At 65.6% G+C, this 25,150-nt stretch carries 25 protein-coding genes; 2 read left to right on the plus strand and 23 right to left on the minus strand.

Annotated features, from left to right (window positions below):
• Nucleotides 1-33: 33 nt before the first annotated feature.
• The 8 genes from G9C89_RS11275 to G9C89_RS11310 form a co-directional block, all read right to left on the minus strand.
• Nucleotides 34-2,124: a TonB-dependent siderophore receptor gene (locus G9C89_RS11275; protein ID WP_172147983.1), complete on the minus strand. Its 2,091-nt coding sequence runs from the start codon at nucleotides 2,122-2,124 to the stop codon at nucleotides 34-36.
• A gap of 232 nt (nucleotides 2,125-2,356) precedes the next feature.
• The gene (locus G9C89_RS11280; protein ID WP_172147984.1) at nucleotides 2,357-2,872 is read right to left on the minus strand and encodes a DUF3617 domain-containing protein; all 516 of its coding nucleotides are present in this window, start codon (nucleotides 2,870-2,872) and stop codon (nucleotides 2,357-2,359) included.
• 96 nt (nucleotides 2,873-2,968) lie between these two features.
• Nucleotides 2,969-3,460 (minus strand): GNAT family N-acetyltransferase, encoded by a 492-nt coding sequence (locus tag G9C89_RS11285; protein ID WP_172147985.1) that lies wholly within the window; start codon nucleotides 3,458-3,460, stop codon nucleotides 2,969-2,971.
• Between the two features lie 339 nt (nucleotides 3,461-3,799).
• Nucleotides 3,800-4,225 carry a DUF1850 domain-containing protein gene (locus tag G9C89_RS11290; protein ID WP_172147986.1) on the minus strand — a complete coding sequence of 142 codons (426 nt, stop codon included), beginning with the start codon at nucleotides 4,223-4,225 and terminating at the stop codon, nucleotides 3,800-3,802.
• Nucleotides 4,222-6,249, minus strand: a complete 2,028-nt coding sequence (locus tag G9C89_RS11295; protein ID WP_172147987.1) for a TRAP transporter permease — start codon at nucleotides 6,247-6,249, stop codon at nucleotides 4,222-4,224. Before G9C89_RS11295 ends, G9C89_RS11290 begins: the two co-directional genes overlap by 4 nt.
• 231 nt (nucleotides 6,250-6,480) lie before the next feature.
• Nucleotides 6,481-7,434, minus strand: a complete 954-nt coding sequence (locus tag G9C89_RS11300) for a TAXI family TRAP transporter solute-binding subunit (RefSeq protein WP_172147988.1) — start codon at nucleotides 7,432-7,434, stop codon at nucleotides 6,481-6,483.
• Between the two features lie 500 nt (nucleotides 7,435-7,934).
• The gene (locus G9C89_RS11305) at nucleotides 7,935-9,287 is read right to left on the minus strand and encodes a sigma-54-dependent transcriptional regulator (RefSeq protein ID WP_172147989.1); all 1,353 of its coding nucleotides are present in this window, start codon (nucleotides 9,285-9,287) and stop codon (nucleotides 7,935-7,937) included.
• Nucleotides 9,288-9,426: 139 nt separating this feature from the next.
• The gene (locus G9C89_RS11310; RefSeq protein ID WP_172147990.1) at nucleotides 9,427-9,834 is read right to left on the minus strand and encodes a tautomerase family protein; all 408 of its coding nucleotides are present in this window, start codon (nucleotides 9,832-9,834) and stop codon (nucleotides 9,427-9,429) included.
• Nucleotides 9,835-9,985: 151 nt separating this feature from the next.
• Between G9C89_RS11310 and G9C89_RS11315 the strand changes: the two genes are divergently transcribed.
• Nucleotides 9,986-10,885 (plus strand): LysR substrate-binding domain-containing protein, encoded by a 900-nt coding sequence (locus G9C89_RS11315; RefSeq protein ID WP_172147991.1) that lies wholly within the window; start codon nucleotides 9,986-9,988, stop codon nucleotides 10,883-10,885.
• On the opposite strand, the gene G9C89_RS11320 is transcribed toward G9C89_RS11315, so the two are convergent.
• A complete protein-coding gene (locus G9C89_RS11320) occupies nucleotides 10,882-12,636 on the minus strand; it encodes a sensor histidine kinase (protein WP_172147992.1) in 1,755 nt (584 codons plus the stop codon). The genes G9C89_RS11315 and G9C89_RS11320 overlap by 4 nt on opposite strands.
• Before the next feature lie 127 nt (nucleotides 12,637-12,763).
• Between G9C89_RS11320 and G9C89_RS11325 the strand changes: the two genes are divergently transcribed.
• Nucleotides 12,764-13,600 carry an AraC family transcriptional regulator gene (locus G9C89_RS11325; RefSeq protein WP_172147993.1) on the plus strand — a complete coding sequence of 279 codons (837 nt, stop codon included), beginning with the start codon at nucleotides 12,764-12,766 and terminating at the stop codon, nucleotides 13,598-13,600.
• Here the strand turns inward: G9C89_RS11325 and G9C89_RS11330 are convergent, their stop codons facing one another.
• The 14 genes from G9C89_RS11330 to G9C89_RS11395 form a co-directional block, all read right to left on the minus strand.
• A complete protein-coding gene (locus G9C89_RS11330) occupies nucleotides 13,601-14,188 on the minus strand; it encodes a LysE family translocator (RefSeq protein ID WP_172147994.1) in 588 nt (195 codons plus the stop codon). It lies immediately after the preceding gene.
• Nucleotides 14,189-14,273: 85 nt separating this feature from the next.
• Complete coding sequence (cfaB, locus tag G9C89_RS11335) at nucleotides 14,274-15,458, minus strand: C17 cyclopropane fatty acid synthase CfaB (protein WP_172147995.1); 1,185 nt, start codon at nucleotides 15,456-15,458, stop codon at nucleotides 14,274-14,276.
• A gap of 81 nt (nucleotides 15,459-15,539) precedes the next feature.
• Complete coding sequence (locus tag G9C89_RS11340) at nucleotides 15,540-16,325, minus strand: HvfC/BufC N-terminal domain-containing protein (protein WP_172147996.1); 786 nt, start codon at nucleotides 16,323-16,325, stop codon at nucleotides 15,540-15,542.
• Nucleotides 16,316-17,161, minus strand: coding sequence for an MNIO family bufferin maturase (gene bufB, locus G9C89_RS11345; RefSeq protein WP_172147997.1), 846 nt, complete (start codon nucleotides 17,159-17,161; stop codon nucleotides 16,316-16,318). The genes G9C89_RS11340 and bufB overlap by 10 nt, the downstream gene beginning before the upstream one ends.
• Nucleotides 17,162-17,222: 61 nt before the next feature.
• Nucleotides 17,223-17,477 (minus strand): BufA2 family periplasmic bufferin-type metallophore, encoded by a 255-nt coding sequence (bufA2, locus tag G9C89_RS11350; RefSeq protein WP_172147998.1) that lies wholly within the window; start codon nucleotides 17,475-17,477, stop codon nucleotides 17,223-17,225.
• A gap of 200 nt (nucleotides 17,478-17,677) precedes the next feature.
• Nucleotides 17,678-17,869, minus strand: coding sequence for a 2-hydroxymuconate tautomerase (locus G9C89_RS11355; protein WP_172147999.1), 192 nt, complete (start codon nucleotides 17,867-17,869; stop codon nucleotides 17,678-17,680).
• A 54-nt stretch (nucleotides 17,870-17,923) separates the two neighbouring features.
• Nucleotides 17,924-18,718 carry a 2-oxo-3-hexenedioate decarboxylase gene (gene dmpH / locus G9C89_RS11360; protein ID WP_172148000.1) on the minus strand — a complete coding sequence of 265 codons (795 nt, stop codon included), beginning with the start codon at nucleotides 18,716-18,718 and terminating at the stop codon, nucleotides 17,924-17,926.
• On the minus strand, nucleotides 18,715-19,755 hold the full coding sequence (gene dmpG / locus G9C89_RS11365; protein WP_172148001.1) for a 4-hydroxy-2-oxovalerate aldolase: 1,041 nt from the start codon (nucleotides 19,753-19,755) through the stop codon (nucleotides 18,715-18,717). The genes dmpH and dmpG overlap by 4 nt, the downstream gene beginning before the upstream one ends.
• An 11-nt stretch (nucleotides 19,756-19,766) precedes the next feature.
• A complete protein-coding gene (locus G9C89_RS11370) occupies nucleotides 19,767-20,690 on the minus strand; it encodes an acetaldehyde dehydrogenase (acetylating) (RefSeq protein ID WP_172148002.1) in 924 nt (307 codons plus the stop codon).
• A 19-nt stretch (nucleotides 20,691-20,709) separates the two neighbouring features.
• On the minus strand, nucleotides 20,710-21,495 hold the full coding sequence (dmpE, locus tag G9C89_RS11375) for a 2-oxopent-4-enoate hydratase (RefSeq protein ID WP_172148003.1): 786 nt from the start codon (nucleotides 21,493-21,495) through the stop codon (nucleotides 20,710-20,712).
• A gap of 13 nt (nucleotides 21,496-21,508) precedes the next feature.
• The gene (locus G9C89_RS11380) at nucleotides 21,509-22,390 is read right to left on the minus strand and encodes an alpha/beta fold hydrolase (protein WP_172148004.1); all 882 of its coding nucleotides are present in this window, start codon (nucleotides 22,388-22,390) and stop codon (nucleotides 21,509-21,511) included.
• Nucleotides 22,391-22,397: 7 nt separating this feature from the next.
• Nucleotides 22,398-23,858, minus strand: a complete 1,461-nt coding sequence (locus G9C89_RS11385; protein WP_172148005.1) for a 2-hydroxymuconic semialdehyde dehydrogenase — start codon at nucleotides 23,856-23,858, stop codon at nucleotides 22,398-22,400.
• A gap of 34 nt (nucleotides 23,859-23,892) precedes the next feature.
• Complete coding sequence (locus G9C89_RS11390; protein WP_172148006.1) at nucleotides 23,893-24,813, minus strand: catechol 2,3-dioxygenase; 921 nt, start codon at nucleotides 24,811-24,813, stop codon at nucleotides 23,893-23,895.
• Entirely contained in the window at nucleotides 24,810-25,148 is a 339-nt protein-coding gene (locus G9C89_RS11395) for a 2Fe-2S iron-sulfur cluster binding domain-containing protein (RefSeq protein ID WP_172148007.1), read from the minus strand. The genes G9C89_RS11390 and G9C89_RS11395 overlap by 4 nt, the downstream gene beginning before the upstream one ends.
• Nucleotides 25,149-25,150: the final 2 nt, after the last annotated feature.

Consider the following 25,150-nt stretch of genomic DNA (forward strand, 5'->3'; position numbering starts at 1 on the left):
GCAGCCTTGCGAGCCGCGACAGGCGCCGGTTTGCTAGTAGTTCCAGCTGACTGTCATGCTGGCGTTGCGCGGGGCACCGTAATAGGCCTGGGTCCAGTACAGGCTGCTCAGGTACTTCTCGTCGGTGAGGTTGTTGAGGTTGGCCGAGACCGTCCAGTTGCGGTCGATCTCGTAGCTGGCCATCAGGTTGACCAGCCCGTAGGCGTCCTGCTCGGCGATGCCGTTACGCGTCTCGTCCTGCCAGCTCATGCTGGCGCCGACCTTGAGCTGCTCCAGCCCCGGAATGCGGTAGGTGGTGGAAGCGCGCAGCATATGTTTCGGCGAGTAGGTGACGGCGTGCTTGTCCTCGGCATCGCGGATATCGACGAAGGTGTAGCCGGCGGTAGCCTGCAAGCCTTGCAGCAGTTCGCCGGAGACTTCTACCTCGTAACCTTCGCTGGTGATGCCTTCCTCGCCTTTATAGAAGGTGGTGCCAGCGTTCATCCCGGCCACCGCGGCGACGTTGTCCTGCTCGGTGCGAAACACCGCCAGGCTCAGGTTGACCTTGTCATCGAGCAATTCGGCCTTGATCCCGGCTTCGTAGTTGACCCCTTCGACCGGGGCCAGGCGAGTACCGCTGCTGTCCTGCTTGATCTGCGGATCGAAGATTTCGGTGTAGCTGGCATAGACCGAGTACTGCTCGTTGAGGTCGTAAATCAACCCGGCATAAGGCACCACTTCGTTGTTATACGAGGTGGATTTGCTCTCGCCGTAATTGCTGCCATCGCTGTCGACATCGACTACCCGCGCACCGGTGATCAGGCTCAGACTATCGCTCAGGCTCCAGCGCGCGGCGGAGTAGACGCTCTTCATGCGGTCGGTGAAATCGCTGCCATTGCTGCCTGCATCGTTCAGCGGCCGCGGGTAGTCGCCGTGCCAATCTTCCAGCGGCGGCAGGGCGCTACCGGTCGAGGAGTCGTACCAGGAGATATCTTCCAGTTCGGATTTCGACCAGCTGCCGCCCACCACCAGTTCGTGCTCGCGCCCGGCCAGAGCAAAGGGGCCGCTGGCGTAGAGGTCGGCGATCAGCTGCTTATTCTTCTCCTTGTATTCGGACGGGTAGCTGAACAGGCCCAGGCCGGTGTCGCGGTCCGGGCTGCCGTACATATAGAACAGCGAGCTGTCGGCCTTCTTCTCGACATGGGTGAGCACGGCCTTGGCCTGCCAGCCGTTGGCGAAGCTGTGCGCCAGTTCGGCGAACGTGCGATTTTCCTGCACGTCCCAGTAGGCCCAGTCGGTCGAGGTGCTGGTGGAGCGCGAGTAGTCGGTGGCCGAGCCATCGCTGAAGTTGAGCGGCAGCGCACCCCACATCGGGCTATTGGCGTCGCTCTTCTGCAGGGTGTGGCCGAGGGTGAACAGGCTGCTGTCGGCCAGATCCACCTCGATCACCCCGTGGAAGATGTTCTTCTCGCGGGAATAGCGATCCAGGTAGGAGTTCTTGTTTTCGTTGGCGTAGACCGCACGGCCACGCACATTGCCCGACTCGCTCAGCGCGCCGGAAACGTCGACATCGATGCGCCGCTTGTCCCAGGAACCGGCGCTCAGGTCGATGCGCGCCTGGGGCGCCAGGGTCGGCCGCTTGCGCACGAAGTTGATGGTCGCCGAGGGATTGCCGGTGCCGGACATCAGGCCGTTGGCGCCGCGAATGACCTCGACCCGCTCGAAAATCGCGGTATCCAGATCACCCTCGACGTTGCCGTAGACGAAGGGGATGCCGATGCCGTCGTACTGGAAGTTGGTGATGTCGAAGCCGCGGGCGCTGTAGTAGGTGCGGTCGGTCTCGACTTCCTGGACCTGAATCCCGGTGGTGTATTTCAGCGCGTCGTTGACGCTGCTCAGCTTGAAGTCCTGCAGTTGCGCGCCGCTGATGGTGGAGATCGACTGCGAGGTCTGCCGTGGCGTCAGCTCCAGCTTGGTCGCCGCACTGCTGGGCGCGGCCTTGTAGCTGTCTGGCTGCGCGCTGTCGGCGCTGCCCACTACGGTCTGCGCCTCGAGTTGCAGGGACTCACCGTCGGCGGCCAGGGCATGGTTGAAACTGCAAGCGGCGGCGATGGCCACGGCCAAGCGGGTCTTTCTGCACAACACAAGGACTCTCCCCAATGCGAATATCGAATGCCCTGCAGGGTCGTCCTTGCTTGCAGGGGGCGCTTACCAGCACGCGCGCATCGGCGGCCCAGGCACACCGATGCAAATGCTAATAATTATCGATTGAATTTTCGCAGCAGCTTGCCGTCCTCGTCAACGTAATTGAACTTTATTATCGTTTGTTAATCATTCTTGATAGCGCGCCACCAACGAAGGGCCAGGCGCCCGCAGATCAGCGCGGCTGCAAGCCGCCGCAATCGGTCGCAATCCAGCGCGCATGGCTCTGCATGCTGCTGTTGCGGCCGCCGTAGGTGCCCTGCACCTGGGTAGTGAACGCCTTGTCGCTGAGAAAGCGCGTCTCGCCCTCGCCCTGTCCATCCGGGCAACTGAAGCGGAATTTCCACAGCTCGGCGCTGCGCTCGGTGATCTCGTGGCTGCAACCTGACTTGGGGTCCTGCAGGGGAATGTCCTGGGCCTTGATCTGCGCCTCGCTCATGCACACGCGCACGCCCTGGTCGCCCAGCTGCACACCCTGCTGGGCCATCATCTCCTCCATCATCTGACGCTGTTCGGGCGGCAGGTTTTTCACCTGCTCGAGCATTTGCTGCATGTCCGGCAGCGCCTGGCCATCGACCTGCATATTGCTCGAGCTGATTTCCCACAGACCGGGCTGGATATCCTGCGCCGTGGCCAGCACGGGCAACAGGCACAGGGCCAAGGACAGGCGTTTAATTACTGAGATGCGCATGACAAAACTCCATAAGTTCGCTATCGACCCTGCAAGCGTAGGTTGAGTTAGCGACGCAGGCCGACGGTTGATGAAAACCCGGTGCGCGCGGCGCCTCTACGGGGTCACGTCTTCGCGGTAGATCTGCAGGCCGCGCGCCTGGTAGTTGGCCAGGGCGCCGGGGTGATCGAGGCTGCAGGTGTGCACCCAGACCCGCGTGGTGCCCGGCCAGGCCCAGGCGGACTGCAGGGTGTGGGTCAGCAGCGGGCCGCCGAAGCCCTGGCCGAGAAACGCCGCGGCCAGGCCGAAATAGAGGATCTCCACCGCGCCCTCGGCATCGCGCAGCAGCTCGTAGTAACCGGCGATCGCCCCCTGGTGATAGGCCACCCAGGTGCGGTGACCGGGTTGCTCGACCAGCTCGCGCCATTGCGCCTCGCTCCAGCTCAGCTTGTCCGTCCAGGCCCAGGGTTCGCCCACCAGCTGGTAGAGAAAGCGGTTGAGCTGGAATTGCTTGTGCCGGCATTCGACGATCTGCAACTCCTCGGGCAGCGGCTTGGGCCGCAGCTGCTCGGGGCTGTGCATGTCCAGGTAATAGGTGATGGTGCTCATCGGCTTCCTTTTGTAATCACGAAAATCGGAGGCACACCCCAAGGTGGGGGCTGGCACACCAGGGGCCAAGATAACCAACCCCATGCCATAAGCAAGGCTCTGTCCCAAGACTGGGTTGTGTCCAGATGCTCGGAACTTGAGTGCGCGGTAGCCTGCCGGCGTAGGGTGCGCCGTGCGCACCAAGAGTTCGCAACCTGCGCTGGTGCACGCAGCGCACCCTACCCGACTCGACAGAAATCCGAGCACAGCCCTAACGAACAAAACCCCCACCGGCCTGCGCCAAATGGGGGTTCTCCTCTACGACGACCAGGGCTTGTGGCCTTGGGAGCAGACGCGGCCTTAACCGTCGTCCTGGCCTGTATCCACGGAGGATGCAGGGGAGCCCAGCTCACAGCTCCAGAGTTCCAACGCCGGCTGGATCGCTTGTGGCGGGCCGAGCCAGTCGCTCATCGAGCGACAACGCTGGTTGAAACACAGTTGGTAATCCCCCGCCTCGGGGGTTCGCCCCAAGCGCAGCGGTTGCAGGGGCGCTAGCTGGCGTTGGTAATGCCAGCTGCCCTCACGCAGTTCGGCATCGGCAGGGATTTCCATGCCGGCACCAGACCCTTTGACCCGCGCCTCGCCGAGCAACAAGCCCTCTGGCGTAACGCGGTAATCCTCTTCCCAGCGGACCTTTTCGATCGTGTGCTGCCAGGCCAGGGTAAACCCCGGCACCGGCAGTTCAGCCCACACCACCCCGGCCAGGCCCATGCACAATCCGATCACGCCATCGTCGCCTGGGCATGCCGGCCACGCCAGAAGTGCTGGGCGAGGAACAGCGCCACCAGGGCGAAACCGATTTCATCGCTCATCGGCGTGGCCAGGATCAGGCTGGCGCCGGCCGCGAAGCCCAGTGCCCGCTCCCACCAGGCCAACTTGCAGTGCAGGAAACCGGTGAATACCGCGCCCCAGATACCGATCGCCACGGCCGCCTTGAACAGCACATAAACGGTGGCCAGCCAGCTATCGCCTTGCAGCATCAGCGCCGGTTCATACACCGCCATGAAGGGGACGACGAAACCGGCGACGGCGATACGTATTGCCCACAGGCTGATCTTCAACCCGGTTTCCTTGGCAATCGGCGCGGCCGCGAAACAGGCCAGCGCCACCGGCGGAGTGAGGTCGGCCATGATGCCGAAGTAGAAGACGAACATGTGCGAAACGATCAGCGGCACGCCCAGTTCCAGCAGCGCCGGCGCGGCGATCGAGCTGGTGATGATGTAGTTGGGGATGGTCGGAATGCCCATGCCCAGCACCAGGCAGGTGAGCATGGTGAGGATCAGCGAGAGGAACAGATTGTCCTGGCCGATGGCGAGGATATAACCGGCGAAGGTCGACGCCACCCCGGTCAGCGACACCACGCCGATGATCACCCCGACCAGGGCGCAGGCGATGCCCACCGGCACCGCGTGGCGCGCGCCCTCGACCAGGGCATGCAGGCAGATCACCAGGGTGTCGCGCCCGCCCTTGATGAACCAGCAGATCGCCACCAGCAGCCCGACCACGCCAAACACCACGCCTATGCCGAGCTGGAAGAAGCCGGCACAGAGCAGGCCGAGGGCGATCCAGAAGGCCATGCGCAGGGCGAAGGAAGACACCCGCAGGATGATCGCCGAACCGAGAATGACGATGGCGGTCAGGGCCAGGCCGACCATCCCGGAAAACAGCGGCGTGCGCCCGGAGAACAACAGGTAGATGAGGATGAACAGCGGGATCAGCAGGTACCAGCGCTCTTTCACCGCGGTCCATGGATTCGGGCACTGGTCTTTCGGCAAGCCGCGCAGGTTGGCGCGTTTGGCTTCCAGATGAACCATCCAGAACACCGAACCGAAGTACAGCAGTGCGGGTATCAGCGCGGCCTTGGCCACCTCGATGAAGGGCACATTGATCGTCTCGGCCATGATGAACGCCACGGCCCCCATGATCGGCGGCATGATCTGGCTACCCATGCTCGCAGTGGCCTCGACGCCGCCGGCAAACGCCGGCTTGTAGCCGAAGCGCTTCATCAACGGAATGGTGAACTGGCCGGTGGTGACCACGTTGGCCACACCGGAACCGGTGATGGTGCCCATCAGCGCCGAAGACACCACCGACACCTTGGCCGGGCCGCCCAGCTTGTGGCCGAACAGGCCCATGGCGAAGTCGGTGAACAGCTTGATCATGCCCGCCTGCTCGAGGAACGAGCCGAACAGGATGAACAGGAAGATATAGGTGGCCGACACATAGGTCGGGGTGCCGTAGAAGCCCTCGGTGCCGAAGGCCAACTGGTTGACGATCTGATCCAGGCCATAACCGCGGTGGGCCAGATCCCCGGGCAGGTACTGGCCGAGCAGGCCATAGGCGAGGAACAGCCCGCAGATCAGCGGCAGGGCGATGCCCATCACCCGCCGCGCCGCCTCGAACACCAGCACCATCAGCACCAGGCCGACGACCATGTCGGCACTGGTCAGGTCGCCGGAGCGCTGGATCAGGTCCGCCTCGAACACCCACTGGTAGATGGCCGTGCCCATACCGGCCAGGCCGAGCAGCCAGGCCAGCGGTTGCCAGGGTTTGTGCGTGCCGACCAGCGGGATGCTGAGGAATACCGTCAGCAGCAGAAAGCCGACGTGCACCGCCCGCAGGATCTGGCTGGACACCGGATGAAAGGCCGCCGTGGTGATCTGGAAGATCGAAAACAGCAGCGCCACGTAAAACAGCGCTTTCGGCCAATCGCCCGGACCTGCCGCAAGGCCGTGGTTTTGTTCAGTCATGGAGCTTATGCCCTCATTACAACGTCGATAAGGTGCAAGAGTCGCCAACAAAACCTGCCGTGCTCAGCACGCTGGTTTTATTCGCAGCTCTACCTGCAGGATGGCGCATGGCTGCGCCAGGCAGGATGGGTTAGCCGTGCAGCGGGGTAACCCATCCAGTTGTGGCCATGGGTATCGCTTCGCTCAAGCGAGCCTCCGGGCTCAGCTTGGGCGAAACCCAATCCATCTTTCTTACAGTGCGCCGACTTCCTTGTAGAAGCGCTCGGCACCCGGATGCAGCGGGATCGGCAGGTTCTTCGCCGCGCCTTCCAGCTTGATGTCCTTGGCCGCGGAATGGGCGTTGCCCAGACGCTCGAGGTTGTCGAACATCAGCTTGGTCATCTGGTAGGCCACTTCCTCGGAGACGTCTTCATGGCTGACCAGGATGTTCTGGATCGCCACCGTCGCGATGTCGACATCCTGACCGTCGTAGGTGCCGGCTGGAATGACGGCAGGCAGATAGGCCGCGTTGTCGATCTTGGCGCTCACGTCGGCCGGGATGGCGACGAAGTTGATCGGCAGGGTGGCGGCCAGATCGCGGATCGCCGCCATGCCCAGACCCGAGGATTGCAGGGTGGCATCCAGCTGGCGGTTCTTGATCAGCTCGACCGACTCGGCGTACGGCAGGAACTCGACCTTGCCCATGTCTTCATAGCTCAGACCCGCCGCGGCGAAGATCGCCCGAGCATTCAGCTCGGTGCCGGACTTCGGCGCGCCGACCGAGATGCGCTTGCCCTTGAGGTCGGCCAGGGTGGTGATGCCGGATTCCTTGTTGGCGACGATCTGGATGTAGTTCGGGTAGGTGCCGGCGATCGCCCGCAGCTTCTTCAACGGCGCCTTGAAGCCGGCGTCTTCCACGCCGTTCCAGGCATCGGCCACCGAATCACCGAGGGCCAGGGCCAGTTCGCCACGGCCACTCTGCAGCAGGTTGAGGTTTTCCACCGAGGCCTTGGTCGCCTGCACCGAGGTTTTCGCGCCGTCGATGCCGGTGCTGTAGAGCTGCGACAGGCCCACACCGATCGGGTAGTAGACCCCGCTGGTGCCGCCGGTGAGGATATTGATGAAGGTTGGCGCGGCAAAAGCCGCGGTGCTGGCCGTCAGGGCCGCGGCAGCAGCGAGCAGACTGAAACGCTTGGTCAATCGCATGGAGTATCTCCGTCGTTGTTATGGCTTTATGCAGCGTTTTTTCACTGTAGACGATGCACGGCCGCCGCAGCGGCTATGCAGGTCCGGGGGTCGATCAGACTGGGCGAAAGTGGCGAATGCCCGCACCCGGCCGAAGCCTGGCACGCAAGAGGCGGCATAGCGGAGCTGGGCGAGACTGGCTCGCGGGGGACGTACGGCAGTTCATAGGCTCACCTCTGGTCTTTCTTATAATCGCCGACGCAAACAACGCGTGGGGCGTAGCAGAGCTATAGCAGATGCCGTGCCAAGGGTTGCAAGGCCCGGTCTAGAAGGCTTCGACCGAATGACCCGAGGGGTAATGAGCGGAATAATGCCTACCCTTGAACGACCATAGGCGAAAATCAGCCGACGCTATCAACCCGTAGCCCGGATGAAATCCGGGGGAAGTTCATCGCCTGTGCAGGCCATCCCGGATGGCGCCGGGCCTTATTGGGGCCAGGTTGCCGCTGCGCAGGTTTGCTTCAGTCCTCGTCGCCGCTGCCGGCCGGGCGATAGCTGCTGCGCTGCAGGCCGTGGCGCTGCATCTTCTCGTTGAGGGTGCGCCGCGGCAGCTGCAACAGCGCCATGACCTCGGCGATATTGCCCTGGCAGTGCTGCAAGGCGCGGTGCAGGCATTGCGCCTCGAAGGTTTCCATCTGTTCGGCGAGGGACTGCGCCGGCAACTCGCCCGCGCTGTCGACCGGGGTACTCAGGCCCAGGGCATGGCGCTCGGCGGCGTTGATCAACTCGCGCACATTGCCCGGCCAGTCGTGGCCGAGCAGCCGCGCCAGTTCGGCCGGCGACAGCGCCGGCATTTCCCGCCCGTGGCGCTCGGCGGCCTCGCGGGCGAAGTGTTCGAACAACAGGGGAATGTCCTCGCGGCGTTCGCGCAGCGGCGGAATGCGCAGGCTGGCGACATTCAGCCGGTAGTACAGATCCTCGCGGAAACGCCCGGCGCGCACCTCGTCGAGCAGGTCCGGCTTGGCCGCGCTGATCACCCGCAGGTCGACCTGGATGCTGCGGTTGGAACCGAGCCGTTCCAGGGTTTTCTCCTGCAGCACGCGCAGCAGCTTGACCTGTTGCGCCAGCGGCAGGCTTTCCACCTCGTCGAGGAACAGAGTGCCGCCGTCGGCGTGTTCGATGCGGCCGATGCGCTTGCCCTGGGCACCGGTGAAGGCACCGCTTTCGTGGCCGAACAACTCGCTCTCGAACAACTGTTCCGGGATCGCCGCACAGTTGAGGGCGACGAAGGGTTTGCCGGCGCGCGGACTGAAATCATGCAGGCAACGGGCGACCCGCTCCTTGCCGCTGCCGGTGTCGCCGCGAATCAGGATATTCACCGAGGTGCCGGCCAGTTCGAGGATCTGCCGGCGCAGGTTTTCCATCGGTCGCGAGACGCCGAGCAGCTGCGCCTCGATATGGTCCTTGAGGGCGAACTGCTGACGCAGCTGGCGGTTCTCGCAGACCAGCCGGCGCTTGTCCAGGGCGCGGCGCACGCTGTCGAGCAGGCGCTCGGGGGTGAAGGGCTTCTCGATGAAGTCGTAGGCGCCGTTCCGCAGGGCCTGCACCGCCATCGGCACATCGCCATGGCCGGTGACCAGGATCACCGGCAGGTCGCGGTCGAGCTCCAGCAGCTTGTCCAGCAGTTGCAAACCATCGGTGCCGGGCATGCGCACGTCGCTGATGACGATGCCGGCAAAGTCGCGGTCGATCAATGCCAGGGCCTGGGCCGCGCTGGCGCAGGTCTGCACCCGCAGGCCGGACAGCTCCAGCCACTGCTGCACCGCCTCGCGGATCGCCGCCTCGTCATCGACCACTATTACCTGACCGCTCATAGCACCTCCTCACTCGACGGCCGCAGTGTAGCGCCACCCGCGCGATCCGGTAGCCCGAATGCGAGGCGGGGGATACCCGCTCCCGGTCACAGGCCCGCTGCGACCGCCACTCGAGGCACAGGTGCAATCCGCAGCGCCATCAGCCGTCGTTGCCGGCTTGCTGGACCAGGGTCATGGCAAAGACACCGTTGCCCACCGACCAGTCGGAATAGTCGTTTTCATGCATGAAAATAAAAATATCCCGCGCAGACAAGCCAGCCATCCGCTCCAGGTTATGGGCGATCGCGGCGTAAAGATCGCGCTTCATCGCATCGCTGCGGCCGCGGCGCAGGGTGATTTCCACCACCACCAGCTGCTCCGATCGCGCGATGCCGTTAAAGCTACGGTCATAGAAGAACTGCTCGCCACTGTACGCCGAAACCAGGTTGAACAGTTCCGACTCGGGCATGCCGATACTGTCGACCAAGGCCCTATGGATACCTTCGACAAGCTGTTGGCGGTGCATCTGACTGGTATTTTCATGAACATGGGTACGGACGAATGGCATTTGATTTTTCCTCTCTGATCCATAGGGGGGCGCGGCACTAGAGGCCTGCCGGCTCTTTGCCTGGAAGATCCAGGCGAGTCAGAGATTTGGATAAATCAGCCTTGCCGAAAAGCGATTTCCTTGGCCAATCTATGTGACATAAACTCACATAATGAAACGCCGACTCCCCTCCCTGAACGCCCTGCGCGCCTTCGAAGCCGCCGCCCGGCTCGGTCGAATGACCGCGGCGGCCGATGAGCTGTCGGTCACGCCGGGCGCCATCAGCCGTCAGGTACGACAGCTCGAATCCACCCTGGGGCTGCAGCTGTTCGAAGGCTCGAAGAACAAGCCGAGCCTGACCAGCCACGGCAGGGCGCTGCTGCCCAGCTTGTCGGCAGCGTTCGACCAGATGGAGAGCGCCTTGCGCGCGGTGACCGAGGACGCCCGGGGCACACTGGACGTCTTCTGCCTGGGGAGCTTCAGCATGCGCTGGCTGATCCCCCGGCTTTACCATTTCAACGAACTGCACCCGGACATTGACGTGCGGTTGAGCACCACTAACCAGCAGGCGCTGCCCCCTGGTGATCACTACGACGTCATCATCGATGTCGAAGCGAGCACTGCAGCGGCGCCAGCCCTCGAACTATTCCCAGAGAGTCTCGGCCCGGTGCTCGCGCCCGCTCTGGCGGCCACGCTGACCCTGCACGGCCCCGCGGATCTGGCGGGCGCGCCACTGCTGCGCACCAAAACCCGACGCAATGCCTGGGCAATGTGGTGCCAATCGGTGGGCGTGGTTCCGCTGGCGGCTTCGGGCCCCGAATTCGAGCACTATTTCTTCAGCCTGGAAGCCGCTCTTGGCGGCCTGGGTGTCTGCGTCGCGCCTTGGCATCTGGTCGCCGATGACGTGCTCGGCGGCCGCTTGATCGCGCCCTTCGGTTTTCAGCAAAGCGGTTATCGCTACGTGGCGCGTGGCCGGCCGCGGCACCAGCACGCCGAGTCGTTTTGCCAATGGTTGGTGCAGCAGGCGGAGCAGGCGCCGCTGCCGCTGGTCTGCAGCTTAACCGGCCGCTAGACGCCCGGCGCGGCCGGCAACCTGAGGGTGAACAGCGCGCCGCGCTCGCCATTGGCCACCTCCAGACTCCCGCCCAGCTCACGGACGATGCCGTAGGACACCGCCAGGCCCAGGCCCAGGCCCTGGCCCACCGGTTTGGTGGTGAAGAACGGCTCGAATACGCGCGTCAGGTTTTCATCGGCGATGCCGCCGCCCGTGTCGCCGATACGCAGCAGGCACTGCTCGCCCTGGCGCTGGATCGACACGCTGAGCAACCGCTGCTCGGCGCAGGCCATGGCATCCAGGGCATTGTTCAGCAGGTTGAGCAGCACCTGCTCGAGGCGAATCGCATCGCCCAGCACCATGGCGTTGCTGTCGGTTTCGCAGTGCAACTCCACCTGTTCGCTGCGCAGGCGTGGCGCCAGCAGTTGCAGCGCCTGCTCCAGCACGTCACCCAGGCGCAAGCGTTCGCTGAGGCCGGCCGGGCTCTTGCGGGCGAAGGTCTTCAGGTGCCCGGTGAGCCCGGCCATGCGTTGCAGCAAGCCGTCGATGCGGCGCAAGCCTTCGTGCACATCGGCCTGGCGACCGCTGTCGAGCAGCAGGCGCAGGCTGCCCAGCTGCATCTGCATGGCGGTCAGTGGCTGGTTGATTTCATGGGCCATGGCCGCCGACATCTGCCCCAGGGCGGCCATCTTCGCCGCATGCACCAGGCCATCCTGGGCCTCGCGCAGCTCGGCGGTGCGCAGCGCCACCTCGCGTTCCAGGCGCTCGCGAATGCCCGCCTGCAGGCGCTGGTTCTTGCGCCGCTGGGCGAGAAACAACAGCAGAAACGCCAGGGTCATCCACACCCCGGCGGCGGCCAGGCGGTAGCTGCGCACGCTGTTCACCAGCGCCTGCGGCTCGACCAGCAGGTGCAGGGTCCAGTCTTCCTCGGGCAGCGCCAGGCGTTGCCAGAGGTAGTCGCGGCGCCCGTCCGGGCCATCGACCCGACGCCATTCGCTGTCCTCGCCGATGCGCTGGCGCAACTCGCTGGCCAGCGGTTGCAGCGCCTGCTCGGCGTACTTGCGCACCTCCACCAGCTCGGCGCGGGCCTGTTCGCTCAATGCCTCCAGGGCAAGAAAGCGCCAGGCCGGGCGGCTGCTGAGAATCACCACCGAGTAGCTGTCGGCCACCAGCAACACCCCGGACTGCCCGGCCCACTCGCGCTGCAACGCCTCCAGTTCGAGCTTGGCCACCAGCACGCCGAGCACGCTGCCGTCATCGTCGCGCACCACATGGGAGAGGAAATAACCTGGAACCCCGGTGGTCACGCCCACCGCGAAATAGCGCCCGGACGACTGGCGCACGGCATCCTGAAAGTAGGGGCGGAAGGCGTAGTTGTTGCCGACGAAGCTGCTCCAGTCGCGCCAGTTGCTCGCCACCAGCGTCTCGCCCCGGCTGTCGAGCAGGTAGAGCACGGTGGAGCCGGCGGCGGCATTCAACTGTTCCAGGCGCTGATTAAGTTTTTCGCGCAGCAGGCGATCGTTCGGCGCATGCAGCAGCGACTTGATATCGCTGTCCAGCGCCAGCACCTCGGGCACCGAGCGGAAGCGCTCGACCAGGGTATGAATCGACTGGGCATAGAGTTGCAACTGGCCACGCGCCTCGACGCTGCGCTCCTGCCAGGCGCGCTGCTCGGCATAGCGGCCGGCCAGCCACATGCTGACGAGCAGGCCGAGGAGGATCAGCAGCACGATCAGGATGACGCGGTAACGCGGGAAGAAAGCGGGCATGCGCGACTCGCAGCAAGGCAATCCCGGCATGGTAAGGCAAAAGCGCCCGGCATCGCTGCCGGTATGTTCGATGGCCGCCAACGGCTATAGTCGTCACTCGGCCGGTCCGGCCAACGAGCGAATCAGCATGGCAAAGACCAAGGCAGATCAAGCAACCAGCCCGCGCTTCTGGCGCGACGCCCAATTGCCGTTCGTCGAGGCGCGCGATGTGCTGGATGGGCGTCAGTTGTGCTACGCGCCGCACTCCCATGAGTTTTTCTCGATCGGCGCCATCACCCGCGGACGCAGTACCTACCTCAACGAAAAGGCCCGCGAGCGGCTCGCCGCCGGCACCGTGGTGCTGATGAACCCGGGCGACGTGCATGCCTGCAACCCCCTGGACGGCCAGGCGTGGTCCTACCGCATGTTCTATGTCGACGTGGCCTGGCTGACCGAACTGCAGCACCAGCTGGGCTTCAGCCGCAACCAACCGTTGCGCGCCTTCGCCGATATCCTCAGCCACGATCCCGTGCTCTACCGCGGCCTGAACCGCCTCTATCGCCTGCTCGGCGACGACCAGGCCGAGGTCATGCACAAGCATTGCGCGTTGCTGGATTTTTTCGCCGAGCTGCAGCAACGCCTCGACCCCGCACCGGCCAAGCCACGCGAGGACAACCCGCGCCTGCGCCTGGCCGCCGAGTTAATCCGCGAACGCTGCACCGAGGCGCTGAAGCTGGAGGACATCTGTGCGGCGGCCGGGCTTTCGGCGTCCTACCTGACCCGCAGTTTCCGCCGCTGCTACGGCATGACCCCGCATGCCTACCTGATCAACAGCCGCGTCCAGTTCGCCCAGGCCCGCCTCAGGCGTGGCGGACAGATCGCCGAGGTCGCCCTGGCGGCCGGCTTCGCCGATCAGGCGCACCTGCAGCGCACCTTCAAGCAGCTGCTCGCCGCTACCCCCGGGCAATACCGCCATGCGCACTGATCACCACAGCAGCAGATAGAGCGCCGAGGCCACCAGCAGCAGGGCCAGGCCGCGATTGAACAGGCGCATGCGCCGCGGCTGCTCGAGGTACTGGCGCAGGAAGGCGCCGGCATAGGCCCAGCAGGCGATCGACAGGTAGCAGATGACGAAATACAGCGCGGCGAACTGGCCGACCAGATACGGCTCGCCATCGGCCGCGAACGCCCCTATGCCGGCCAGCGATGCCAGCCACGCCTTGGGGTTGAGCCACTGCATCGCCGCGCCGCTGAACAGCCCGGGCGCGCGCTGCGCCTTGCCGCTATCGAGCCGACCGTCGTCGCGCGCCAGGCCATAGGCCATATAGAGCAAGAAGGCCACGCCGGCCCCATGCAGCAGGGTCTTCAACGGCGGCCACTGCTGCAACAGCTGTTGCAGGCCCAGGCCCATGGCCAATAACAGCAGGGTAAAGCCCAGGGTCGCCCCGGTCACATGCCACAGGCTGGCGCGCAGGCCATAACGGGCGCCGGCGCTGAGCGCCACCAGATTGACCGGCCCAGGGGAAATCGAAGCGGCCAGGGCAAAGGCCGCCATGGAAAGTAGCACCGTCATCGCACACCCATTCAGTTCGCCGATAGAGCGGCAATACTGACGGGCGCGATCCGTGCGGTATTGAAGAAAAGTGCCCTGCCCAGCTTCAGCGATACAGATCCGCCCGGGTCCAGGGCAGGTCGTGGCTGCCGTCGGCGTGCGGCTTGACCGCGAGGATCTGGTGCAGGTTCATCCAGCCGCGGGCGAAACCGTAGGCGCAGCCGGCCAGGTACAGGCGCCAGATGCGCAGGGCCTGCTCGGGCACCAGTTGCGCGGCCTGCTCCAGCTGGGTTTCCAGGCGCGCGCTCCAGTGCTCCAGGGTGCGCGCGTAGTGCAGGCGCAGGCTTTCCACGTCGACCACTTCCAGGCCGGCATCGCTGAGCTCTGTGGTCATGGTCGCCAGGTGCGGCAGTTCGCCGTGGGGGAACACGTAGCGGCCGATGAACTCGCCGCCGCCGCGCGCGACCGGGCGGCCGTCGCTGTGTTTCGCGGTGATGCCATGGTTCATCACCAGGCCGCCGCTCTTCACCGCGCCGAACAGGCGCTGGCAATACAGCGGCAGGTTGGCGTGGCCGACGTGCTCGAACATGCCGACGCTGACCACCTTGTCGAAGCGGCCGTCCTGCGGCAGGTCGCGATAGTCCAGCAGTTCCAGCTGCACCTGCGCCGCCAGCCCTTCATCCTTGACCCGTTGCCGGGCCAGTTGCAGCTGCGCCTGGCTGAGGGTGATGCCATACACCTCGACGCCGAATTCACGGGCGGCGAAGCGCGCCAGCCCGCCCCAGCCGCAACCGACATCGAGCAGACGCTCGCCCGGCTGCAGGCGCAACTTGCGGCACAGGTGGCGCAGCTTGGCCTGCTGGGCCTGCTCGAGGTCTTCGCCGCCGGTCTCGAAGTAGGCGCAGGAATAGACCATCTCGCGGTCCAGCCAGAGCGCGTAGAAGTCGTTGGACAGGTCGTAGTGGTAGCTGATCGCCGCCGCGTCGGTGGCCTTGTCGTGGGCGCTGCGCGGCTGCTCGGGGAGCGACTCTTCGTCGAGCAGCGCCTGGCTGAGGGCATCGCCGAGTTCGATCACCGCACTCATCGATCCTTCCAGCTCCAGGCGCCCCTCGACATAGGCGCCGCCCAGGGCAGCCAGGCTCGGGTGAGCCAGTTGCGCCACCAGGCTCGGGTCTTTGACCACCATGGTGACCCGCGGCTCGGGTCCCAGATCGATCTGCTTGCCGTCCCACAGACGTAGCCGCAGCGGCAATTGCAGATCACGCAGGTTAGGCGGCAGATACGCGAGCATAGAAACCTCCAGCTGAACAAAATCACTGAAAGACTAGTTCAACTGACTCGCTTGTCAGGCCATCGGTTCCATAGATAATGGCTATCCGCCATGTCGTTGCAACAGGCCGTCGCCAAGCCACTGGCGCAGCCAGGTGGCGGCCTGCAGCGGCGCCTCCTGCCCCAGCTGGTGCAGGTGCGCACAGAGCTCGGCGAAACTCCAGCCGGCCACCGCCATGCCGTGCAAGGCCGCGGCCTCGTCGGGTTCCAGGCTGCGGTACTGGCTGACCAGGCCGTGGCGCCAGATCAGGCAGACCTGCGCCTGCTCCAGCGCCGTGCTGGCGGGAAAGGCATCCTGCGCCTTGCTCGCGCGCCAGAGCGCCAGGCTGTTGTGCCGGCAGAGCTGCCATTGCACGCTGGGCAGCAGGCGCACCTGCAGGTTCGGCCAGTCCTCGGCGGGCAGACTGGCCACCTGCGCCAGGGTCAGGGGTTCAGCCGCGGCCGCGTCGAAGGCCAGGCCGAACGCCCACTCCAACCGCGCCAGTTCGCCGAGCGGGGCCGCCTGTGCCGGCACCAGATAGGTCTCGATGAAGCTCGCCAACTCGGCGCCCAGCCAGCGCAGGCTGAAGTACCGCGAGGGGTGCGCCGCGATATAGGCGCCGGCCAACGCATCGAACTGCTGGTCGCCGAGCCAGCCGTGCACGGCCGGATAATCGCCGCGCAAGGCTTCCAGCAGGCGCGCGCGGTAGGCGTTGTGGTAGATCGCCAGGCCCTGTTCGGCACTCAGCGCCGGGCTGCCGAGCAGGCTGGCACGCAACGCCGGACTGGCTGTCGGGTCGCCGCCGAGCAGGTAGGCCTCGAGTTCGCGCTGCCAGTCGTTCAGGCGCATGGCCGGTACTCCTGCAGAGCCACGGCGGCATAGGCGCGCGCCTGCTCCAGTTCGCCGAGTAGCTCGTCCAGCACCGGGTAGTGGTCGTCACGCTCGAGCAGGGTGGCCACCGGGCCGAGGTGGCGCAGGGTGCGCTGATACAGCTGCCAGACCGGATCGCTGACCGGCTGGTCGTGGGTGTCGATCAGGTAGCTGCCGTAATCGCTGTGCCCGGCCAGGTGCAGTTGGCGGATCCGCTGCTTGGGCAGCCCGCTGATGAAGTCCCAGGGCTCGAAGCCATGGTTGCGCGCGCTGACGTAGACGTTGTTGACGTCGAGCAGCAGCTCGCAGCCGCTGAGTTCGCTGAGCGCGGCGAGGAACTGCCATTCGCTGAACTGATCGTCGGCGCTGCGCAGGTAGCTGGAGACGTTCTCCAGCACCAGCGGCCGCTCGAGCAGGTCCTGCACCTGGCGCACCCGCGCGGCGACGTACTGCAGGCTTTCCTCGGTGTAGGGCAGCGGCAACAGGTCATGCAACTGGTGGGCGTTGCCGCGGCTCCAGCACAGGTGATCGGAGATCCACGCCGGCTGCACCCGCTGCGCCAGGCGCTTGAGCCGGCGCAGGTAGTCGTGGTCCAGTTGGTGCGGGCCGCCGATCGACAGCGACACGCCATGCATCACCAGCGGGTAGTGCTCGCCGATGGCGTCCAGGTAATAGAGCGGCTTGCCGCCCTCGACCAGGTAGTTTTCCGAGATGATCTCGAACCAGTCGACAGCCGGTCGCTGCTCGAGAATCGCTTGGTAATAGGGAGTGCGCAGGCCCAGGCCATAGCCCAGGCTGGATGATTCGGCGGACATGTCAGGCTCCTTGAACAACCGCGGGAGCGGAGTGGCCGTAATCCGGCCACTCCGGGTGCCGTCACTCGCCGACGGTGCCCTTGGCCGCATTGCACTCGGCCAGGGTCATGCTCTTGAAGCCCTGGCCCTTGCAGGCACCCTGGCCCTTGCAGCTGTTGTTCGCGGTCTTGCAATCGTTCTGGCCCTTGCAGCCGTTGATGCCATAACAGTGCACCTTGGCTTCTTCGGCCACCGCCATGGTGCTGGTCAGGCCGGCGAACAGGGTAGCGGCGGCAAACGCCAGGGCGGCGCCGGAAGCCATAGTCTTGGTAGTCATGGGGTAATCCTCGAATAGTCTGGGAGTGCCGATCGCCGCAAGGTTTGCAGGCCGGCATTCAACTAGAGCGAGGTCGCGGCGTGGCGTTACAGGCCACGCCGAGATTTCTTGCCGATAGGCGTTCCGACGACAACGGCAATACCGCGTCCAAGATGAGCGCAAGGCAGTCCGCCGCCAACGCCGGGCGGCGGCACAGGCCACTAGCGCCTGACCTTGCTCGCCGGTTCGCCGCCGATGCCGAAGTGGTTGCTCGGCATCTCGGTGATGATGACCCGTACCCGTTCGATCGGCGCGTCCAGCGAGCGCGACATGGCCTCGCTGACTTCGCGGATCAGGGTTTCCTTCTGCTCGTTGCTGCGACCTTCGAGGATGTACAACTGGGCGATGGGCATGGCCTCGTCCTCCAACAATAGAGGCGGCCGACCGTGCAGGCCGGCCGCGGGGGTTCAGATAAAGCGCGCGGACACCGAGCCGAGGCCCTGGTAGCGCACGCAGATGTTGTCGCCCGGCGCCACCGGCACGGCGGCGGTGATGCCGCCAGTCATGATGAAGGTGCCGGCCGGGATATGCTCGCCGCGCTCGGCCAGCAGGTTGGCCAGCATCGCCACGCTGGACAGCGGATGGCCGAGCACCGCGGCGCCGGCGCCGAGTTCCACCACTTCGCCGTTCTTCTCCATGACCACGCCGAGGGTGCGCAGGTCGACCTCCTCCAGGCTGGCCATGCGTCCGCCGGTGATGAAGCGGGTCGAGGAGGCGTTGTCGGCGACCACGCTGATCAGGTCGAACTTGAAGTTCTCGTAGCGCGAGTCGATCACCTCGACCGTGGGGATCACGTAGTCGATCGCCGCGATCACGTCGCCGAGGTGGCAGCCCGGGCCGTGCAGTGGCGCCTTGGTCACCACCGATATTTCCGCCTCGATCTTCGGGTGGATCAGCTTGGAGCAGTCAATTACGCCGCCGTCCGGCACGCTGAAGTAGTCGGCGAGGAAGCCGTAGATCGGCGTTTCCACGCCCATCTGCGCCATCTTCGCCCAGGAGGTCAGGCCCATCTTCAGGCCGACGATCTTGTTGCCGCGGGCCTCCTTGCGCCGACGGATTTCCCACTGCACGTCGTAGGCGTCGGCGAAGGTCATCGAGGGGAAGTCGTGAGTCACCTTGCCGATGTCGTGGACATTCAGCTCGGCGTTTTCGATGTGCTCGGCCAGGGCCAGCACCTGTTCGCGGGTCAGGGTACGGTTCATGCGCTCACCTTCTGCTGCTGACGGGCCCGGGCCATGTCCAGGGCCAGGTCTTCGATCATGTCTTCCTGGCCACCGACGGTGCCGCGCCGGCCCAGTTCGACCAGGATGTCGCGGGCCGACACGCCGTATTGCTTCTCGGCGCGCTGGGCGAACAGCAGGAACGAGCTGTACACCCCGGCGTAGCCCAGGGTCAGGGCGTCGCGATCGACGCGGATCGGCTGGTCCATCAGCGGCACCACCAGGTCCTCGGCCACGTCCATGATCTGGTACAGGTCGATACCGGTCTCCACGCCCATGCGCTTGCACACCGCGACGAACACCTCCAGCGGGGTGTTGCCGGCACCGGCGCCGAGGCCGGCGACCGAGCCGTCGATGCGCGCGGCACCGGCCTCGATGGCGGCCAGGGAGTTGGCGATGGCCATGCCCATGTTGTGGTGGCCGTGGAAGCCGACCTCGGTGGCCGGGTTCAGCTCGGCGCGCAGCAGGCCGATTTTCTCGCTGACTTCATCGGGCAGCATGTAGCCGGCCGAGTCGGTGCAGTAGATGCAGTTGGCGCCGTAGCTCTCCATCAGCTTGGCCTGCTCGAGGACTTTCTCGGCGCTGATCATGTGCGCCATCATCAGGAAGCCGACGGTGTCGACCCCGAGCTTGCGCGCCATGCCGATGTGCTGCTCGGAGACGTCCGCCTCGGTGCAGTGGGTGGCCACGCGGATGGTCGAGACGCCACAGTCCAGCGCCATCTTCAGGTGGTCGACGGTGCCGATGCCGGGCAGCAGCAGCGCCGAGACCTTGGCCTGCTTGAGCTGCGGGATCACCGCGCGCAGGTACTCCTCGTCGCTGTGTGCCGGGAAGCCGTAGTTGATCGAACGACCGCCGAGGCCGTCGCCGTGGGTGATCTCGATCAGCGGCATGCCGGCGGCGTCGAGACCGGTGGCGACCGCGACCATCTGCTCCAGGCTGATCTGGTGGCGCTTGGCGTGCATGCCGTCGCGCAGGCTCATGTCGTGCAGGATGACGCTCTTGCCGTGCAAATTCATGGTGCTACTCCTCAAGCCAGCGCGATGTCGCGACGCGGCAGTTGAATGGTGCCGGCGGCGATTTCCTCGGCGAACATCTCGCCGGTGCGCAGCGCGGCGGCGGTCATGATGTCGAGGTTGCCGGCGTACTTGGGCAGGTAGTCGCCCAGGCCTTCGACTTCCATGAAGATCGACACGCGGTTGCCGTCGAACACCGGACCGTTCTTCAGGCGGTAGCCGGGCACGTACTTCTGCACCTCGGCGATCATCGCGTGGACCGAGGCGGTGATCGCGGCCTGGTCCGGCTCGCCGTCGGTCAGGCAGTGGATGGTGTCGCGCATCATCAGCGGCGGCTCGGCCGGGTTGATGACGATGATCGCCTTGCCTTCCCTGGCGCCGCCGACCTGCTCGATGGCGCCGGCGGTGGTGCGGGTGAACTCGTCGATGTTCTTGCGCGTGCCCGGGCCGACCGAGCGCGAGGAGACGGTGGCGACGATCTCGGCGTAGGCCACCGGCTGCACGCGGGATACCGCGGCGACCATGGGGATGGTGGCCTGGCCGCCGCAGGTGACCATGTTGACGTTCATTTCCAGGCGGCCGACGTGCTGCTTGAGGTTGACCGGCGGCACGCAGTAGGGGCCGATGGCCGCCGGGGTCAGGTCGACCATCAGCACGCCGAGCGCGTTGAGCTTGCGGCTGTTCTCGGCATGCACATAGGCCGAGGTGGCGTCGAAGGCGATGCGGATGTCGTCGTCCAGCACGTGCGGCAGCAGGCCGTCGACGCCTTCGGCTGTGGTCTTCATGCCGAATTCGCGGGCGCGCTTGAGGCCGTCGGAGTTGGGGTCGATGCCGACCATCCACACCGGCTCGATCCACTCGGAACGGAGCATCTTCATCACCAGATCGGTACCGATATTGCCGGGGCCGATAATGGCCGCCTTGAGTTTCTTGCTCATGGGTTTGTCCTCTGTTCGATCAGGTGAAGCGCACGGAGGCGCTGCCGATGCCGCCGATCTCGACGCGCATGAAGTCGCCGGCCTTGACCGGCTCCAGGGGTACCAGCGAGCCGGAGAGGATCACTTCGCCGGCCTTCAGCGGGATGCCGAAACGGCCGAGGGTGTTGGCCAGCCAGGCCACGCAGTTGACCGGCGAACCCAGGGCCGCGGCGCCGGCGCCGGTGCTGAGCAGCTGGCCGTTCTTCTCCACCAGCATGCCGCAGGTGACCAGGTCGACCTGGCGTGGCGACACCGCCGTGTCGCCGAGCACGAACAGGCCGCAGGAGGCGTTGTCCGCTACTGTGTCCTCGATCCTGATTTTCCAGTCGCGGATGCGCGAGTCGACGATCTCGAAGCAAGGCATCACGCATTCGGTGGCGGCCAGCACGTCGGCGTTGGTCACGCCGGGGCCGATCAGATCTTTTTTCAGGATGAAGGCGATCTCGCCCTCGGCCTTGGGCTGCATCAGCCGCTGGCTGATCGGCATGGCCTCGCCGCTGTTGAACACCATGGCGTCGGTCAGGTAACCGAAGTCCGGCTGATACACACCCAGCATGTTCTGCACCGCCTTGCTGGTGACGCCGATCTTCTTGCCGATGATCTTCTCGCCGGCGGCCAGCCGGCGTTCGAGCATGCGCAGGGAGATGTGGTAGGCGTCGTCGATGCTGATGGCGAAACCGCGCTCGGTCAGCGGGCTGACCGCCTCACGGTTGACCATCGCCTGGTACAGCTCGTCGCCGAGCTCGTTGATCAATATCTGGTCCATGCTTGTCTCTCTCTCAGGAAAGGGGGGCGGCCTCGGCGAGGAAATCCTCGACCAGGCGGGCGAAACGGCCGGCGTGTTCGATCTGGGTCCAGTGGCCGCAGTGGCCGTAGACGTGCAACTGGGCGTTGGGGATCCAGTGGGCCAGGGTCAGCGAAGTCTCCAGCGGGATGACTTGGTCTTCGCGACCATGCACCACCAGGGTCGGATGGGGCAGCGCGCGGATCGCCCGCTCGTCGCTGCACAGCGCCTCGATCCAGCGCTGGCGCGGGGCCGGGAACATGGCGGCGAAGGATTCCTGGAAGCCCGGGCGGATGCTGGCCTGGTAACGCAGTTCGGCCAGGTCGTCGTTGACCAGGCCGCGATCGCAGGCGAACAGGTCGAGCAGCGCGCGCATGTTGGCCAGCGATGGCCTGTAGCCCCAGGCCGCGTCCAGCCCCGGGGTCAGCTCGAAGGGCACGCCGACGCTGCCCATCAGCACCAGCCGGCGCACCCGCTCGGGGTGACGCACGGCCAGGGCCAGGGCGATGGCGCCGCCGAAGGAATTGCCGACCAGGTCGGCCTGGGCGATGCCCAGGGCGTCCAGCACGCCGAGGGCATGCAGCACCCAGGTGTCGAGGCTGTAGTGAGCATCCGTCGGGCGCTCGCTGTAGCCGAAGCCGAGCATGTCCGGGGCGAGCACCCGGCGGCTCTGGGCCAGCTGCGGCATGACCAGGCGCCAGTTGGCCCAGGCGGTGACGCCGGGGCCGGAGCCGTGGATCAGCAGCAGCGGAAAGCCGCTGCCCTGCTCCAGCAGGTTGGTGCGCCAGCCGGCGGCGAGGATCTCGCGACCCAGCTCGGGGCTAGGCTCCAGAGCCTGCTCCGCTGCCTGGGGGGGTGCCTTCAGGGATGCAGTCATGGCCGCCTCAGAGTTTCACGCAGATGTTTTTCAGCTCGGTGTAGAACTCCAGCGAGTGCACACCCCCTTCGCGGCCGATGCCCGACTGCTTGCTGCCGCCGAAGGCGGTGCGCAGGTCGCGGAGGAACCAGCTGTTGACCCAGACGATGCCGGCCTCGATCTGGCCGGCGACGCGGTGGGCGCGCGAGCTGTTCTCGGTCCAGATCGCCGACGCCAGGCCATAGGGCAGGCTGTTGGCCAGTTCGATGGCCTCCTCTTCCGTATCGAACGGGCGGATATGGCAGCAGGGGCCGAAGATTTCCTCGGTGACCACCGCCGAATCGTCGGAGAGGCCAGTCCAGATTGTCGGCTGCACCCAGGCGCCGCCGGCCAGGTGCGCCGGCATGTCCGGCACACCACCGCCGGTGACGACAGTGGCGCCGTCATCGACTGCCTGCTGGTAATAGCTGAGGACTTTTTCGCGGTGCTTGAGGCTGACCAGCGGGCCGAAGTTGCTGCTGGCGTCGTCCGGCGGCCCGATCACCAGGCTCTCGGCACCGGCCTTGAGGCGGGCGACGAACGCGTCGAAGATCGGCCGCTCGACATACAGCCGCTCGGTACCGAGGCAGACCTGGCCGCAGTTGGCGAAGGCCGAGCGCAGGGTGCCCTCGATGGCCTTGTCCATATCGCAGTCGGCGAACACGATGCCGGCGTTCTTGCCGCCCAGTTCCAGCGACACCTGGCGCACGCCCTTGGCCGCGGCGCGCATGATGGTTTCGCCGGTGCCGGTCTCGCCGGTGAAGGTGTAGGCGTCGACGTCCGCGTGCTCGGTGAGGAAGGCCCCGGCCGAATCGCCGCCGAAGCCATGCACCACGTTGTACACGCCCGCCGGTACGCCGGCGGCCTGCATCACCTCGCCGAGCAGGGTGGCGGTCAGCGGGGTTTCCTCGGATGGCTTGACCACCACGCAGTTGCCGCAGGCCAGGGCCGGGCCGACTTTCCAGGTCATCAGCAGCAGCGGCAGGTTCCACGGGCTGATCACCCCGATCACCCCCTTGGGCCGGCGCACGCCGTAGTTGAGCGCACCGGCGCCGTCCGGGGTGGCCATCTCGAAGGCTTCGTTGGCGACATTCTTCAGCAGGTCGGCGAACACCTTGAAGTTGGCCGCCCCGCGCGGGATGTCGATGTGGCTGGCCAGGGATTTCGGCTTGCCGGTGTCGAGGCATTCGGCCTCGAGAAACTCGTCGAAGCGGGCCGTGATGCCGTCGGCCACGCGATGCAGAATCTCCGCGCGCTCGGCCACCGTCAGCTTGCCCCAGGGGCCCTTGAGTGCGGCGCGGGCGGCCTTGACCGCGGCGTCGACCTCGGCGCGGCCGGCCTCGTGGACGCGGCCGATCACCTGGCCGTTGGCCGGGTTGATGTCCTCGAAGGTGCGGCCGCTGGCCGAACCGATGAAGGCACCGTTAATGAAATGCTTGATCTCTTTCATCTGCGCAATCTCTGCAATAAGTCGAACCGGGGCTTCAGGTCAGCACGGTGAGGAAACGTTCGTTGAGCTGGCGGTCGTGGTAGAAGATCGCCTTGCCCAGTTGGTCGGCGGTCCAGGTCACCACCGGGTGATCGGGGTAGTGGTAGTCGCCGCCGCAGAACACCTCGTTGCGGTTACCCGACGGGTCGAAGAAGTAGATGGTCTTGCCATGGGTCAGGCCGTGACGGGTCGGGCCGATGTCGATCGAGGTGTCGGTCATGCTGATCAGGTCGGCGGCGCGCAGCACGTCCTCCCAGGTCTCGAGGAAGAACGAGGCGTGGTGGAAGCGGCCCTTCTCCGGGTGGAGGATGAAAGCCACGTCGTGGGCCTTCATGCACAGGCTGAGGAACTGGGCGATGCGCGTGCCGCCATCGAGTACCTGTTCGGCGAGGGTGAAGCCGAGCACCTCGGTGAACAGGCGCAGGGTCTCGTCCAGCTCATCGCCGTACAGCAGGCAATGGTCGAAACGCACCGCGCGCATGCCCTTGAGGCCACGCGGCCAGGCTTCCGGGTTGACCTCGGCGAGGCCCCATTTGCCGGTGACCTGCTTCTGCGCGAACAGCTCGAAGCGGTGTCCGGACGGCGAGCTGAACTGCACCCGCCGCCCGCAGTCCTTGAGTTCGCCGGCCGGCAGTTCTTCCACCTGGCAGCCGAACTCCAGCAGCTCGCCGGCCAGGCGGGTCAGGCAGGCATCGTCGATCACCTTGAAGCCCATGAAATCCATGCCCGGCTCGTCGGCCTCGCGCAGCACCACGGAGAACTTGTCGGTCTCGGTCCAGGCCTTGAGATAGACCCGGCCTTGCCCGTCGCGGTCGACCTCGATCAGGCCGAGCAGGTCGACGTAGTGTTCGAGGGCCTTGGCCATGTCCAGCACGCGCAGTTGCACGTGGCCGGGACGCATCACACCTTTTTTCATAACGACACCTTTTGTCTTTGTTGTGGGTCGACCGTGCTTTCGCTGCACGGTTTTGAATAACGCTCGATACACAGATCGCTGCGGGCAAACAGGCGGCAGGCCAGGACGTAGCCCTGTTCGCGGGCGTCTGCCGGGACGTGCTTGCAGCTCATGCGCCCGCACTCGTAGTCGCCGGCCAGCACCCGCACCTTGCACAGGCCACAGCCGCCCCCGCGGCAACCGACCGGCACGCAGAGCAGGCCGTGCTGCTCCATGGCGGTGAGGACCGGCAGCGCCTCGTCGCAGCTGAAGCGCTGGCCACTGCGGGCCTCGGTCACCTGGTGTTGTCTGCCCATGG

This window comes from Pseudomonas tumuqii, from assembly GCF_013184545.1.
Lineage (GTDB): Bacteria > Pseudomonadota > Gammaproteobacteria > Pseudomonadales > Pseudomonadaceae > Aquipseudomonas > Aquipseudomonas tumuqii.